We start from the raw sequence: 16,434 nt of genomic DNA, 5'->3' as shown, positions 1-16,434 counted from the left end.
ATAATTTCTGTAATCAGTCAAAAACAATGAGTATAGATAGCTGTTTTGAGACAATATTCTATTGGTATATCTATTTTTTGACAATACGGTGGGGGCTGTATATCTAAATTTTTAAAGTTGAACAGAAAGCTATTTTAGCCATGACGCCTAATAAAAACACGTTTTTTGTAAATCGTTAAACTAAACATTTTCTATCAATATATAAATTTTCAAACATGCCCTAGTGACAAAGGTGTAGCTACAACAGATCATATGTTCGATTGTCCTCGACTTTTCTGCTTTTTTGTAGTATAATTCTCTGCAAAATAGAAAAATTTAAAGATACTGCAATAGAATCTTAAATATTCCTCCCATTTATTTCATAGTTTTCACTAAGAGCCTGTGTTATAATAAAATAATTGCAGTGGATAACAACTATATTTGCTGCCTGCCGCCAGAAGCGGCAGGGTTCATGAAAGGCATGGTAACTAATATGAAATTTATTCATATAGCAGATGTGCACCTTGGTGCCAAACCCGACAGAGGATATTCCTGGTCAGAAGAGCGAGGAAAGGATATCTGGGAAAGCTTTTTCCATATAACAGAAGAGTGTGAAAAAGAGGAAGCAGACCTGCTCTTAATTGCGGGGGATTTGTTTCATAAGCAGCCGCTTATAAGAGAGCTAAAGGAAGTGGCCTATGCCTTGGGGAAGCTTTCCAGGACACAGGTGGTACTAATCGCCGGAAATCATGATTATATCAACGAGCGCTCTCCCTATTTGAGTTTTGCCTGGCCTGATAATGTACATATGCTGTCAGACCGTGATATGGACAGCATATATCTTGAGAATATCAATACCGAGGTTTACGGTTTCAGCTATCATGCAAGAGAGATAAGAGAACCGCTGTATGACAGGATAACTCCTGGTTGCAGGGAAAGAATCAATATACTTCTTGCTCACGGGGGAACCCCGGATAATATACCAATCGATAGAAATGCCTTGATCCGCTCTGGCTTTGATTATATTGCCCTGGGACATATCCATAAGCCGGAATATCTGTCGGAAAGAATTGCATACCCCGGCTCCCTGGAACCTATGGATAAGAATGAGACCGGAGAGAGGGGATATATAAGGGGAGATATTGTAAAAGAAGATGAAAAGAGCAGTAGTATATCCTCCTCCTTTATTTCCAGTGCCAGATGCCAGTACAAGAAGCTGGCGCTGATGATACATCCGGGCATGACAAATCAGGAGATACGTGATAACATTCGTGAAGCCATTTCTGCGCAGGGAAAGAATCATATATATCAATTTTCTCTTACAGGAAAGCGGGCAAGGGATATGATATTTGATATGGATAGCTTCTTGAACCATGGAAACATCCTGGAAGTGGTGGATGGAACGCTTCCGGATTATGATTTTGCTGCATTAAAGGAAGAAAACGAAGATAATATCATAGGTTTTTATATAAAAGCAATTGAAGAAGGGGATTTTACGAAGGAATTAGGCGAAAAAGCGTTGTATTATGGTATGGAAGCCCTTTTGGAAGCCAAGAATTACAAGTAAGGAGAGATACAGTTGCAGATTAAAGAGCTTAAGATAATGGATTTCGGAAAATTTCATCAGAAGAATATTTCCCTTAAGACAGGTATAAACCTGATTTATGGAGAAAATGAGACAGGCAAATCCACGGTTCATGCTTTTATCAGGGGAATGCTCTTTGGAATTGAAAAGGCCAGAGGAAGAGTATCAAAGGACGATACCTACACCAGATACCAGCCCTGGGACAGTCCTCTTACTTACCGGGGAAGTCTGGATTATACCATAGAGGGAAAGGACTACCGAATTATCCGCAATCTGGAGAAGAACCAGAAAAGTATAAGCCTTCTTGACCTTGAGACGGGAAGAGAGCTTGGAAGTGACAATGGAAGTATAAGAGATATGCTTGGGGGCCTTACGGAATCCGGCTATGTTAATACTGTGAGCATCTCTCAGCAGAGCATAAAAACCGGAGCAGAGCTGGCAGGTGAGGTCAGAAATTATATAACAAATCTGTCTTTGGCTAAGAATAATGAGGTAGATGTTAATAAGGCACTGGCGTTCCTTCAGGGAAAGAAGAAGGAGTTAGAGGGAAAAAGACCACTTCAGGAGTTAAAAGAAATAAAAGAGCTGATAGAAAAAGGAAAGCTTGCGAGTCAGCGCGGAGATAACCTTGTGAACCAGCTGAATAAGGTATCTGGCGAACTTCGCCTTGTAGAAGAGAAACTGGAACAGCAGGCGGGGGACAGCACAGGTATGGAAGACAGCTTTCCATATGAAGAAGCCTTGGGCAGGTATCCTGTTATGGAGGATAAGCTTCGTCAGTACGAGGCAAGGAAGAAACAGATAAAAGAACTTGCAGAGAAAGAGAACACCTTAAGGGAAGAAATATCTAAGAACAGTTACCCAAAGAGCAGTGAGTTAAAGCTGGACATGGAAGACTTCAGAAACTCCCGAAAGGAAAAGGAAGCAATCGAAACTGAGAGAGAAAGTATAGCAGCACGAGCCTCTGCAATAGAAAAGGGCAGGAAAAAGAAAGCACTGACCTTAATATCCCTCTTGCTGCTGGTTAGTATAGTGATTTTTTTTGCAGGTTTGGTAAGCCATAGTTTGCTTTGGCTGGCAGCCATTCCCTTACTGCTCGGGACAGCTGCTGTCGGGATATATACAAATAGAAAAAAACCTGAGGATGGGTTTGGCGAGAGGTTGAACAATCTAGAAGCCAGGTATCAACAGGGTCAAAAGCACAGAGAAGACATTCTAAAAAAATACCGCATTAATAGTGAAGATGAGCTTATAGCACTACAGGAAGCTTCTATAAAAGCCGAACTTCAGAATAATTTTAAAGAAGAGCAGATCAAGGGTTACATAGGGCAGGAGAGATTATTAGAAGAGAACTTAATAGAAGAAAAGAAGGACCTCCTGATGTATCTGAGGCTGATACCGGAAGAGGCTGAGAAATTGATTCCAGTGGACTACGAACCGGGAGAAAAGGACCTTCTGAAAGTACGGACGTATCTGACAGGGAAAAAGGAAGAGCAGAAAAGGGCGAAAGCGGAGCTATACAAAGAAAGAGACCGGCTTAGTCTACTTGCAGAGCAAATTAAATGGGAGCTTAATTCCTTAGCAGATAACGAAGAAAATCTCTTGTTCTATCAAGAAAAAGAAAAGAAGCTTCTGGAAAGGGAAGAGGAGCTTCGTATTGAGCTGGAAGCAGTGGGAGCCGCCATGGAAACTATCAGGTCACTGTCCCAGAAGATACATGATTCCTTTGGAACCATCCTAAACCGCAAAATTTCTTCTCTTGTGGCAGAGTTTACGGCAGGCAGATACAGTGATATCAGGATAGATGAGAATTTGGATATAAAAGCTGAGATAGGAGAGGAATACCGGCTGTTTGATAAACTAAGTATCGGAACGGTAGAACAGTTTTTATTTGCTTTAAGGCTTGGTGTTTCTGATGTTCTATATGACAAAGAACTTCCGCTGCTTCTGGATGATTGCTTTGCTTATTATGATGATAAGAGAACAAAAGCAGCACTGGCCTATCTTGCTGCCTGTAACAGGCAGATACTTCTCTTCACCTGCCACGAAAGAGAGAAAGCAATACTTGACGAACTTGGAGTATCTTATAACTATATTAACCTGGGAGAAATATGACCCTAATAAATCAAAATCGGTAAGGCCTTACACAGTTAAGTCTTATACTAGAACCGTTTATTATGCGGTATGACGAGGTATATATGGAAAATAATAAAAACAATTCACGAAATGGCAGTTCTGTAACAAATAGCCGTTCTGCTGCAAGTCACAATGTTTCTAAAAGTAACAATAGTGTTGCAAACAATAATGGCAAAAAGGATAGTGAAAAAATGACAACAAGCAAGAAACCCAAGAAGAAGAAAAATAAACGATTAAGGCAAAAAATCAGACTGACATTTTTAGCAGTATTCCTGGTGTTTTCTCTGCTCTTTCTGGCGGGGTGTCTCTTCTTTGATTACAAGTATGGAGATGCCTTTGTGGAATATCAGAAAGAGGCAAATAAACTGGTGGATGAATCCACCCCCGAAACCTTTCGGCAAATGGAAACCAGTTTGGTATACGATAACAACAAAAAGCTTCTGTCCGTCTTAAAGGGAGAGAAGGATGTTTATTATCTGGACTATGAGGATATCCCTGAATCTGTTGTGCAGGCAATGATCTCTATTGAAGATAAGAAATTCTTACAGCATGGCGGAGTGGACTTATCGGCAAATATCCGTGCTGCCATAGCACTGATTAAGCATAAGGGACATATAACCCAGGGAGCCAGTACCATAACCCAGCAGTTAGCAAGAGGTATCTTCTTATCCAACGAAGTAAGCTATGAAAGAAAGCTGAAGGAAATCTTCATTGCAGTGGATTTGGAGAAAAAGTATAACAAGAAACAGATCATGGAGTTCTATTTAAATAACATTTACTTTGCCAACGGCTATTATGGAATCCAAGCTGCCAGCAAAGGCTACTTTAATACAACCGTGAACAAGCTGAGTCTTTCACAGATAGCATTTTTATGTGCGGTTCCGAATAACCCGACTATATATGACCCCCTTGATCATCCGGAGAATACCCTAAAGCGCAGGGACCGTATACTGTACCAGATGTATAAGGACGGAAATATCAGCGAAGCAGAATATGACCAGGCGGTAGCTGAAAAAATTAAGTTAAAATCCAAGAAATTGGACCGTAATAATTATGTTGAGACCTATATTTTCTACTGCGCTACCAGAGCCCTGATGGAGCAGCAGGGATTTGTCTTTAAGACACAATTCTCATCGGACAAAGCAAAGGATGATTATAACAAAGAATATAGTGAGATTTATGCTAAATGCCAGAAGTCTCTTTACTATGGAGGCTATCGAATTTATACCTCCATTGATATGGCGAAGCAGGAGGAACTGCAAAAGGCGGTGGATAATACCCTTGCTGATTTTACAGAAAAGAATGATGAGGGAGTTTATAAATTCCAGGGGGCTGCCGTATCGATTGATAACAAAACCGGAAGAGTAATTGCAATTGTAGGCGGCAGATATCAGGAATCACAGGGTATCACTTTAAATCGTGCATACCAGAGTTTCCGTCAGCCAGGAAGTTCCATAAAGCCTTTGATTGTGTATACACCTTCCTTTGAGAAAGGCTATTATCCCGATTCCCAGGTAAACGATCATAAATTTGACGGCGGGCCTTCCAATTCAGACGGTGTTTATCTTGGCAAGATACCTTTAAGGCAAGCTGTAGAAAAATCCAAGAATACGGTTGCCTGGCAGTTGTTCCAGGAGCTTACTCCAAAGGTTGGCTTATCTTATCTGTTAAATATGAACTTCAGTAAGATTGATAAGAATGATTATTATCCCGCAGCTTCCCTAGGTGGACTTACAAATGGTGCAAGTACATTAGAGATGACTTCGGCCTATGCGGCTCTTGAGAATGACGGAGTTTTCAGAAAGCCTACCTGTATCATTACCATTAAGGATTCAGAAGGAAATGTCATTGTTGATAACAAGATGATTAAGAAGCAAATATATAGTCAAAATGCTGCCCGGATGATGACGGATGTCCTTACCGGCGTTATAAAGAATGGTACCGGAAGGGGTCTTGCCCTTGATAATATGATATCCGCAGGTAAAACAGGAACCACCAACGATAAGAAAGATGGTTGGTTCGTAGGCTATACCCCATATTATACAACCGGTGTGTGGGTAGGTTATGATATACCGAAGACCAGCAGTAATTTAGCTGGTGCTACCTATCCCGGAACCATCTGGAAGACTTACATGAACCAGATTAATAAAGGTCTTGATAATGTTCCCTTCCCTTCCTATACCGATACCAGATCAGAGGAGGAAAAAGCAGAAGACCAGGGAATTACTCCGACACCAACTCCAACCCCGACGGATACTCCGACCCCGACAGCAACCCCGACGGAAACTCCTACGAATACTATCACAGAGGAGCCCACGGAGCCTGATGATGGCGGAGATACCGAGATTACAGAGACACCAACGGAAGAACCAACGGAAATTCCAGACGATGGCAGTGATACTGGAAATAACGGCGACAATCCGGAAACAGATAACGGCTGGGATATAACCTCGCCGTAAATAAATATAAAATTGCTATTGACTCTCCTGTTACAATAGGGTTTACACTCTCTTTATCGAGGCCCCGATAAAAGCTTTAAATGAGGTAAGAGTGAAAAATAAATCTTTCACTCCACCTGATTTTGTACGCGTGCTAAAGCACGCAGATGGGATCCAAATATGTTCAAAATCGGTGAATTTGCAAAATTAAACAGGATAACCATAAGTACCTTAAGGCATTATGATGCCATCAACCTGCTAAAACCTGTGCGAATAGAGGAGGCAACAGGATACCGTTACTATTCTGCAGAGCAGATGCCGTATCTTAGCCGGATTTTTAGATTAAAGGAGATGGGATTTTCTTTAGACGAAATCACCCTAATTATGGAGGGCGATGGGGACAAAGATGGTTTAATGCGACTTCTAAGCTTAAGACAGGCACAGATACGAGATACCATAGCCAGGGAAGAAGGTAGGTTAATTAACCTAAAGGACTTTATGCGTGACCTGAATCAGGAGGGCAATGCAATGGAATACAATATACTTTTAAAGAAAACAGACAGCATAAAGGTAGCAGGGTTAAGGGATTTTATTCCCGGTTACACAGAGCAAGGACCTTTATGGGAAGAACTTGTCAGTTATATTAAAGAGAATCATGGAAAGATAGTACCGCCCTGTATCGCTATTTATTATGACAACAAAGGTCCTGAAAGTTTAGTGGATGCAGAAGTCTTGGAGAGTATCTCAGGAGACTTAAAGGGAAATGAGAGGATTACTGTAAGGTATCTTGAATCGGTTGAAGCCGCCTGTGTGGTGCATAAAGGCTCCTACGGAAAACTAGGGCAGGCTTACAATGCTCTTTCTGCCTGGATAGAAGAAAAGGATTTAAAGATTGCCGGACCTCAGAGGGAACTTTATCTGAAGGGAGAATGGGATTCTGACAGTGAAGAGGAGTATATTACTGAGATACAAATCCCGGTAGTTAAAAAGGATGCTTTTTAAAAGCTGAAAAGAAAGGGTATGCACCTATAGGATGCATACCCTTTATCATTTGTAAATTAAGTTCTTTATCCGATGTAATTCAAAATTTAATCATGCGTATTTCAATTCTGTATCGCATGTTTTTTCAAAGCTTTATCATGTGTAATTCAATTCTTTATCGCTAGTAATTCAAAGTTTTATCATAGGTAATGAAAGCTTTTTATTATTCGTGTTGATACTCATTTGTCTTAGGTGATTTAAGCTTTTATCATTTGTACTTTTAATCATTTATCATATGTACTTCAAATGTTATCATTTGTAGATTATGTTTCTAATCACTTGTACTTTGTTACTTTATCTTTGGTATTTCTGTTTTCTTATGTACAGTTACTATATCGGAATACAAATATCAAAACATTATAGTTAATTACAAGATTAATTTTATTTTGACATAATTCTTTATGGATGACTATGCATGGAGTTGATAGATGTTATTGGAGAATACTTTATGTAGATTATTTTTGAAAGAGAGAACGATGAGATTAACAAATCAGCATGCTGAAATTAACAAAACAGCACCTTTATTTATCCAAATAGCACATCAATATTGTTTATGACAAATACAAATGTTAAATTATAGAAAAGAATTAAAGTACAATTATCTTAATTTCTACGATATGTGAGGAAAAAAAATGAAAAATTATAATATAGTTACATTGATATTTAAAGTGCTTCTATTATGTGCTGCCATATATATCTTTTATACAGGAGCAAATGCGGGTTTGGTCGTAATACCTATCCTTTTTTTCTTGCTATTTCAGCAATTTGGAAATACCACACACAAGAGAGACAAATAAATGTGCTTTTTGGCCTGCTGATGCAGTAATTCCTTCATCTTACTATACTCCAAGCCATTCATCCGGCGGTTCAAAATTCTAACCGTCTCATTGATATTATAGGATTTAATAGTGGGAATAAGCTTATTAATCATAAAGGGGATGAAATATATAACCTCATCCCCTTTTGTTATTATAATTTAATTATATCTATCCAAAGCAATAAAAATCTTTCGATATTTCTTTTAAGAATCTATTTTTTTACCTTAGCCAGAATGTTCTGGATTCTTTCAGTAGGATTTAACAGCTTGCTGATAGAAGAATCATGGTTTAAGGTATCGATTAAAAGAGCAATGTATTTGCTCATATCTACATTAATATAGTAAGGCTTAGATAAGAGCTCTTCTGTCTGGTAAACCAGATTCGTAGTTAATACACGGTAGATTAAGCCCTGTTCGTAAGCTTCGTCGAATTTGGAAAGGCCGTTGGTAAATAAACCGAAGGTGGAAGCAACAAAGATTCTGCCGGCTTTTCTTCTCTTTAATTCTTTGGCAACATCAATCATACTCTCACCGGAGGAAATCATATCGTCGATGATGAGCATATCCTTGCCTTCAATATCAGAACCTAAAAATTCATGGGCTACAATTGGATTACGTCCGTTTACGATAGTTGTGTAATCACGGCGTTTATAGAACATACCAAGGTCTACACCCAGTACGTTAGCAAAATAGATGGCACGGTTCATGCCGCCTTCATCGGGGCTGATAACCATCATATTATCGGAATTAATCTTTAAATCCGGAACATGGTTAACAAGTGCCTTGATAAACTGGTAAGTGGGCTGAACGGTCTCGAAACTCTTTAAAGGAATAGCATTTTGTACACGAGGGTCATGAGCATCGAAAGTAATAATACTCTCTACTCCCATATTGGTCAGTTCCTGTAAGGCAAGAGCACAGTCAAGGGACTCTCTGGAACTTCTTCTATGCTGTCTGCTTTCATAAAGAAAAGGCATAATAACGGTAATTCTTCTTGCTTTTCCGCCTACTGCCGCAATAATTCTCTTTAAATCCTGGTAGTGGTCATCGGGTGACATATGGTTGGTATGTCCGCATACCGTGTAAGTTAAACTGTAGTTACAAACGTCCAGAAGCAGGTAAAGATCAGAACCACGTACAGATTCTTTGATGACACCTTTTGCTTCACCGGTACCAAATCTGGGGCAGAAAGCATCAATCAGGTAGGAATCACGCTGATATCCGGCAAAAGCAATGTTTGAAGTGTGCTCACTTTCTCTTGCATTACGCCAGTCTACAATGTAGTCATTCACCTTATCACCCAGAGATTTACTGCTTTCCAGTGCAATAATCCCCAAGTTACCGACGGGAATCGTTTCTAATATTTTTTCTTGCTGCGGCATTTCGTTTGACCTCCAATTAATTTTAGGGAGTTGATAAGTATCTTAAACCCCGTTGTTTACGATATAGAAAATGTCCATTAACGTTATACCATTATCACGAAAGTTAGTCAAGGCTAAAAGGAGATTTTAGACCCTAAAAGAGTTTTTTTAGTCGAATATCCTCGCCTACAATTTTTAACAGGGAAAAATTGCTGGCAATTCTTGAGAAAACACGTTCGCTGTATAAGCTGTTGATATTGTCTAGGGACAGGTTGGTAGAAATAATAGTGGACTTGTTTCGGAGCAGTCGTTCATTGATACACAGATAGAGCTGGACGTTGACAAAAGAGTTATTCAGTTCTGTACCAAGGTCATCGATGATCAATAGATCACAGTCTAAAATATATTCAAACTGACTCTGTGATTCAAAATTATCCTCACCTCTTCCGAATTTGTTCTTCTCTAAGATATCAAAAAGCTGGAAGGCAGTAAGATAAATTACAGTAAAGGCTTTGTCCAGAAGTTCCTTCGCAATGCAGTTGGCAAGGAAGGTCTTACCGACACCCGTATTTCCATATAGCAGGAGGTTTCCTCTGTTGGATTCGAAGTCGTTAATGTAACGCTTGCATTCCTCAACTACCCTTACAATATTCTCTCTGGGGGTCATATTGAGGGAGGGTTCAATATAAGTCTCGGCATAAAAATCCAGGGAAAAATTGCTGAAGTTCTCTCTGGAAATGGCCTCCTTCATGTTAGACTGGGAGTAGACGATATCCACAATAGCCTGTTTAAAGCAATGGCACTTTTCGTTACCTATGTAGCCGGTGTCTTTGCAATCAGGGCATTGATAGCGAAGTTTTAAAAAATCCTCAGGATAACCATTTGCTTTAAGCAGCTCAGAGCGTCTTTTTTCTGCACCTCTTGCGACTTCTTTTAAGGTATTCAGAGCATCCTCATTGCCGGTAAGCATTTCTCTTGCACTGTTAATAGCGCAGGTAACAATCTCGTCATCAATTTCTTTTAAAGCAGGAATTTTCCCATAGGCATTTTCCATACGAAGATCAAGTTCATGCTTGGCTTCCAGCTGTCTGTTATCATAATCCCGTAAGATTTTATTATATTGATAATTTTTAAGAGCCATAGAGTGAATTTCCTTTCAGGGTACCAATTTAATGATTACCAGACAAATGAATAGCCAGTTTCAATAAGATTACAGGCAATTTGTCGGGTCAATCATTTGATTTGCTTAATTCATTTTCTTTTGCAAGAGCTTCTGCTCCATGGAAGAATAATCAGCTTCCGTGTAGGACCGCTGAGGGAAAGCGTTAAAACGGTTCTGGGAAGAAGGGCGGGTTGTAACATCTTTTTTGAAATCCTTATTGGACCTGGCGTTAGCAGCAGCGGAACCGGCAGCCGTATCTTTCTGATGTTCTTCATCCAGCTTGCTGATCTGTGCCAGTTCTTTGACCCCTTTTTTATGCCAGTTCTCTAATATCTTATCCGTGTATTTAAAATCCGGCTTCTGCGTCAGAAGAATTGTCCGGTTGCAGGCTTCTACGATTATCTCAATAGAAAACCCAAATTTATTCAGCCATTTTTCTATATACTGTCTTTCAATCTGTCCGGGGGAACGGTTTAAGCCAAAGGCCTTGTTGATGGCACTGTAATTGCTGTTATACTGGGTGGATCTTGCCTCTGCCTTTTCTACCGTATCGATACCTTCTTCAGCCCAGGAAAGGGCAACGGCTTCTATGTAGGATGGATTCTTTTTATTCTTGGAAATACAATATTCGTATAAATACATGATAAGCTCGGTAGAAAACCCAAGGCTTTCATAGAGATACAGAATTAACTGCATATCCATAGGTTTTATTAAGCGTTCCAGGTATATTTCAATAATATTTAGCAGCCATTTCACTTCGTCATTTTCTGTAAGTTGTTTAATCTGAGCTTCAGAATAAGTGGGTTTTTCGAATAAGTGAGGCTGTAAATGGGATTGCAGCTGAGGTTCCGTTTGTTCGGGTTCGGCACTTTTGGAAGAAGCCAGTTCTTCATAGGATGCCTGGTCTAAGCTATTATATTCCTGCATTGCAGGTGATGGGGCAGTCTCCTCTTGAAAGGCAGGATGAGTATTTACCTGACTGTCTTCGCTGCTTACAGAAGGAGCAGTGTCTGAAAGACTGCTGTCCGGTTCGTGCACAGTAATGGATATAATATCTTTCTTATCATTTCTCTCCAGTGTAACAAGACTGACCTTTTCCCAATAACACAGAGCACGAATAATATCCTTTTCTGTCTCGTCCAGATGGTCAGCTATAGAGGATATTGTAATTCCAACGTCAGAAGAACTGTTCATGCAGCGAAGCAGATAGAGATATACTTTTACATAAGAACCACTGGCAACGGGCATGTATTCATCAATAAAACAGTCAGGCACAAGGGTAACACCCCTTCTCCGGCTGGAATTCAACAGTATTGTACTCATATTTGTTAACCTCTCATTTCCTTTGTAAAACTATTGTATCATAGACTATAGCTCTTGAAAATAGGTTAAATTTTGAGAGGAAAAATCTAAAATGAAATGTGGATAATGTGAATATTGTGGATAACTGCGTGTATTATTATGTAAATAAATGTAAAATATGCAAGATGCCTGTAAAATATGCAGGTTTAGAATTAGTCTAAGAGGGGGAGCACTTTAATCACAGAGAATAAAAAAATCCACAGCCTTATCACAGTGGAATTGTTGATAAGGTTGTGGATAATGTGGATAACTATAGTCCTAAAAGGTCATTTCCAATGGTTACAACGTCTCCGGCGCCCATAGTTATCAACAAGTCACCGTTAGTACAATTTTCTAATAAATAATTCTGAACCTCATCAAAAGTCTTAATGTGGATAGCATCCACTCCTTTTTCCTTAAGAGCCGCCTCTAAATCTTTTGATGAAATATCCCCGGGGTCTTTTTCTCTTGCGGCATAGATATCTGTTAGTACAACTTTATCTGCCAAGGCAAGGCTATCTGCAAAGTCCGCCAGAAAAGCACGTGTTCTGCTATAGGTATGAGGCTGGAATACACACCAGATGCGGCTGTGAGGATAATTTTTCGCAGCTTCCAGGGTGGCTTTTACTTCACTTGGGTGGTGTGCATAATCATCAATGATAGTTACGCCTCCAAGGACTCCCTTTTTCTCAAAACGCCTTTTGGTGCCGGTAAAGCGGGAGATGGATGCAGTTATGACATTCATCGGAATCTGATAACTTCTTGCCAGTGCAATAGCAGGCAGGGAATTAGAGATATTATGGCTTCCTACTACATGAAGGCTGATATCTGTAATAAATTCACCGTCTTCATAAAGGCTGTACTGACCAAAGCCCTCCTCGTCATAGCGGATATTTCCCGCATAATAATGATGCAGAGCATTGCTCTGGGAAGCATCCCTTGAAGTTTTACTGGTTATGCTGTAAGTAATAAAGGGGCAGGCAAGGTCTTTTGTGAAATAAGAGATATTATCGATATCACTGTTTATAATTAAAAGACCATATTTTGGAAGAAGCTGCGTAAATTTATGAAAAGAATTACGTATATCCTCAATATCCTTAAAGAAGTCCAGATGCTCTGCCTCTATATTAAGAATAACTCCGGTAGTAGGGCTGAATTTTAAAAAGCTGTTGGTGTATTCGCAGGCTTCCACTACAAAATGATCGGAGCTTCCGATTCTGATATTACCGCCGATGTTATCGAGGATGCCTCCAACGGATATGGTAGGGTCCAGACCGGCATCCAATAATATAAGAGATATCATGGAGGTAGTGGTGGTTTTTCCATGGGTACCGGATACGGCTATTGCATCACTGTAGCGTTTCATAACCTGGCCCAAAAGCTCTGCTCTGTCTATGACAGGAATTGCAAGCCTTCGTGCTTCCATTAGCTCCGGATTATCTTCTTTTACAGCCGTAGTATATACGACCAGATTTACATCAGAGGTAATATTTGAAGGGCGTTGACCATAAAATACAGTAATGCCAAGCTCCTCCAGATGGTCTGTTGTGCTGCTGGTCTTTGCGTCAGAGCCGGTTACTGAAAAATGCATGGTATGTAAAAGCTCTGCCAGACCACTCATGCTGATGCCGCCAATACCAATGAAATGAACCTTGATGGGATTGTTAAATTCAATATTATACATAAGACACTTCCTATTCTCTGTGATTGCTTTTTCTTGAACGAAAATTGCATTGATATACAGGTGATAGTATTTTACCTATTTGTAATTATAATCAATTCCCCTGAAAAAACAAATCCTTTTTTCGCATACACCTATGATATGAATGGTATCCAGGTTAGGGAACTTGGTTAAAAGGTAAGTTTATGATATGCTGCTGCCAAAAAGATAAAATGTGACAGGTTTTAGATGTTATATTTTGATTAGCTAAATAGAAATAAGAGCGGAAGAAAAGGTGGTTTTTAACTTTAAAGTAATAAATAATACCAAAAATGGTAAAAATAAACAGTACATTAGATATAATGCTATAAAAATTATATATTTTAATAAAATATTTGTAAAATTCATTCACAAACCTGTAAATGAATGGTATAATAATGTCAAATTAAACAACGAGAGGTGATTGCATGATAAAGAAAGAAATGATAGCAATGCTTCTGGCAGGAGGACAAGGTTCCAGACTTGGCGTATTAACCTCTAACATTGCGAAGCCCGCAGTAACATTCGGCGGAAAATACCGAATTATCGACTTTCCGCTTAGTAACTGTATTAACTCAGGAGTTGATACTGTCGGGGTACTGACCCAATACCAACCCCTTCGTTTAAATACTCATATAGGGATAGGAATTCCGTGGGATCTTGATAAGAACATCGGAGGCGTATCCATCCTGCCGCCTTATGAGAAGAGTACCAGCAGCGAATGGTACACGGGAACTGCCAATGCAATATATCAGAATATGGAGTACATGGAGTACTATAATCCGGATTATGTTTTGATTCTTGGCGGAGATCATATTTATAAGATGGATTACGAAGCAATGCTTGATTTTCACAAGCAGAAGAATGCAGATGTAACACTGGCTACCATACCGGTTCCCTGGGAAGAAGCCAGTCGATTCGGCGTTGCAATCACAGATGAAGACAGACGTATTATGGACTTTGAGGAGAAACCCAAAGAACCCAGAAGTAACCTGGCATCTATGGGAATCTACATATTTAGCTGGAAAGTCTTAAAAGAAGCGTTAATAACCCTCTCAGAGCAAAAGGGCTGTGACTTTGGTAAGCATATTATCCCTTACTGTCACAATAAAGGGGACAGGATATTTGCTTATGAATACAATGGCTATTGGAAGGATGTAGGAACACTGGGGGCTTACTGGGAAGCAAATATGGAATTAATTGATTTGGTTCCGGTATTTAACCTGTATGAAGAGTTCTGGAAAATATATACCAAGAGTGATATTATTCTACCCCAGTTTATCGGAGAAGAGGCTGTCATTGACAAAGCGATTATCGGAGAAGGCGCCGAAGTATATGGTGAGGTACATAATTCCGTTATCGGCTCCGGTGTATATATCGGACTAGGTGCTGTTGTCAGAGATTCTATTATTATGAAATCCACTGTGGTGGAAGACGGAGCAAAGATCTATAAAGGAATTGTTGCTGAAAGTGCCACCATCGGAAAAGGAACAGAGCTTGGAATTGGTGAAGATATCCCCAATGTAGTAGAGCCCTCTATCTATTCCTTCGGACTGGTAACAGTGGGGGAAGGAACAGTAATACCACCTGGAGTCAAGGTCGGCAAGAATACAGCTATTCGAGGTATTACCACACCATCCGATTATCCGGAAGGGTATCTCGCAAGCGGAGAGACATTGATAAAGGCAGGTGAGAGAGTATGAGAGCATTAGGCATTGTTTTAGCTGGAGGAAACAACAATAAGATGAGGGAACTATCCCATAAGCGGGCAATTGCTGCAATGCCCATTGCGGGAAGCTACCGCAGTATTGATTTTGTTTTAAGTAACATGAGCAATTCCCACATCCAGAAAGTGGCTGTTTTTACCCAATATAATGCAAAGTCCTTAAATGAACATTTAAATTCCTCTAAATGGTGGGATTTTGGAAGAAAACAGGGTGGATTGTTTGTTTTTACACCTACCATAACCGCAGATAACAGCTTCTGGTACCGTGGTACTGCAGATACCATGTATCAGAATATTAACTATTTAAAAAGCAGCCATGAACCCTATGTCATAATTGCATCCGGGGATGGAATCTACAAATTAGACTACAATAAAGTACTCGAGTACCATATTGATAAAAAAGCGGACATAACGGTGGTATGCAAAGATATTGAAGAGGGTGAGGATACCAGTAGATTCGGAGTTATAAGAACGGATGAAGATAACAGAATAACTGATTTTGAGGAAAAACCATTGCGAAGCTCCAACACAAAGGTATCCATCGGAGTTTATGTTATCCGCCGAAGACTCTTAATAGAGCTGCTTGAAAGGTCTGCCGAGGAAGACCGGTATGATTTTGTAAGGGATATTGTTATTCGTTACAAGAATGTAAAGAAAATCTATACCTATCCCATGGAGACTTATTGGAGTAATATCGCCTCCGTAGAGTCTTATTACAAAACAAATATGGACTTTTTAAACAAAGAAGTCAGAGATTACTTCTTTAAGCAGTATCCGGATGTCTATTCCAAGATTGATGATCTGCCACCCGCAAAATATAATCAGGGCTCTCTGGTGAGAAACAGTATTATTTCAAGCGGCTGCATCGTCAACGGAAGAATTGAGAATTCCGTAATATTCAAGAAAGTCTATATCGGGAATAACTGTACCATAAAGAATTCTATCATTCTTAACAATGTACATATCGGAGATAACACCTACATCGAAAATTGTATTGTTGAGAGCCGCGATACTATCCGGGCGAATTCTACTTATGTTGGCGATCCTGACAATGTTAAGATAGTAATAGAAAGAAACGAAAGATATTTAATGTAGATGGCAAAAGGATTAAACCTTTTAGCATAAAAATCAGACAAGAATTTAAAGGGG

The 16,434-nt window shown here is 39.6% G+C and carries 10 protein-coding genes; 6 read left to right on the top strand and 4 right to left on the bottom strand.

Annotated features, from left to right (window positions below; translation table 11 throughout):
- Positions 1–451 precede the first annotated feature (451 nt).
- From bsdcttw_RS23770 to bsdcttw_RS23755, 4 genes are all read left to right on the top strand, one after another.
- Positions 452–1,546, top strand: a complete 1,095-nt coding sequence (locus bsdcttw_RS23770; RefSeq protein ID WP_207726462.1) for a metallophosphoesterase family protein — start codon at positions 452–454, stop codon at positions 1,544–1,546.
- A 12-nt stretch (positions 1,547–1,558) separates the two neighbouring features.
- Positions 1,559–3,679, top strand: coding sequence for an ATP-binding protein (locus tag bsdcttw_RS23765; protein ID WP_185257233.1), 2,121 nt, complete (start codon positions 1,559–1,561; stop codon positions 3,677–3,679).
- A gap of 83 nt (positions 3,680–3,762) precedes the next feature.
- Complete coding sequence (locus tag bsdcttw_RS23760; RefSeq protein ID WP_185257232.1) at positions 3,763–6,159, top strand: transglycosylase domain-containing protein; 2,397 nt, start codon at positions 3,763–3,765, stop codon at positions 6,157–6,159.
- A gap of 159 nt (positions 6,160–6,318) precedes the next feature.
- Complete coding sequence (locus bsdcttw_RS23755; RefSeq protein ID WP_185257231.1) at positions 6,319–7,140, top strand: MerR family transcriptional regulator; 822 nt, start codon at positions 6,319–6,321, stop codon at positions 7,138–7,140.
- 1,068 nt (positions 7,141–8,208) lie between these two features.
- Here the strand turns inward: bsdcttw_RS23755 and bsdcttw_RS23745 are convergent.
- From bsdcttw_RS23745 to murC, 4 genes are all read right to left on the bottom strand, one after another.
- On the bottom strand, positions 8,209–9,378 hold the full coding sequence (locus bsdcttw_RS23745) for a ribose-phosphate pyrophosphokinase (protein ID WP_185257229.1): 1,170 nt from the start codon (positions 9,376–9,378) through the stop codon (positions 8,209–8,211).
- Between the two features lie 133 nt (positions 9,379–9,511).
- Positions 9,512–10,498 (bottom strand): ATP-binding protein, encoded by a 987-nt coding sequence (locus bsdcttw_RS23740; RefSeq protein ID WP_185257228.1) that lies wholly within the window; start codon positions 10,496–10,498, stop codon positions 9,512–9,514.
- Positions 10,499–10,603: 105 nt separating this feature from the next.
- Positions 10,604–11,842 carry a DnaD domain protein gene (locus bsdcttw_RS23735; RefSeq protein ID WP_185257227.1) on the bottom strand — a complete coding sequence of 413 codons (1,239 nt, stop codon included), beginning with the start codon at positions 11,840–11,842 and terminating at the stop codon, positions 10,604–10,606.
- A gap of 289 nt (positions 11,843–12,131) precedes the next feature.
- Positions 12,132–13,544 carry a UDP-N-acetylmuramate--L-alanine ligase gene (gene murC, locus bsdcttw_RS23730; protein ID WP_185257226.1) on the bottom strand — a complete coding sequence of 471 codons (1,413 nt, stop codon included), beginning with the start codon at positions 13,542–13,544 and terminating at the stop codon, positions 12,132–12,134.
- A gap of 443 nt (positions 13,545–13,987) precedes the next feature.
- Between murC and bsdcttw_RS23725 the strand changes: the two genes are divergently transcribed.
- Together bsdcttw_RS23725 and glgD are read left to right on the top strand one after the other, a co-directional pair.
- Positions 13,988–15,262 carry a glucose-1-phosphate adenylyltransferase gene (locus bsdcttw_RS23725; protein ID WP_185257225.1) on the top strand — a complete coding sequence of 425 codons (1,275 nt, stop codon included), beginning with the start codon at positions 13,988–13,990 and terminating at the stop codon, positions 15,260–15,262.
- Positions 15,259–16,380 (top strand): glucose-1-phosphate adenylyltransferase subunit GlgD, encoded by a 1,122-nt coding sequence (gene glgD / locus bsdcttw_RS23720; protein ID WP_185257224.1) that lies wholly within the window; start codon positions 15,259–15,261, stop codon positions 16,378–16,380. The genes bsdcttw_RS23725 and glgD overlap by 4 nt, the downstream gene beginning before the upstream one ends.
- Positions 16,381–16,434 lie beyond the last annotated feature (54 nt).

Origin of the sequence: Anaerocolumna chitinilytica (assembly GCF_014218355.1) — a bacterium.
GTDB classification, from domain to species: domain Bacteria; phylum Bacillota; class Clostridia; order Lachnospirales; family Lachnospiraceae; genus Anaerocolumna; species Anaerocolumna chitinilytica.
The sequence above is the reverse complement of the archived record's forward strand: the minus strand, read 5'-3'. Positions and strand labels throughout refer to the sequence as shown.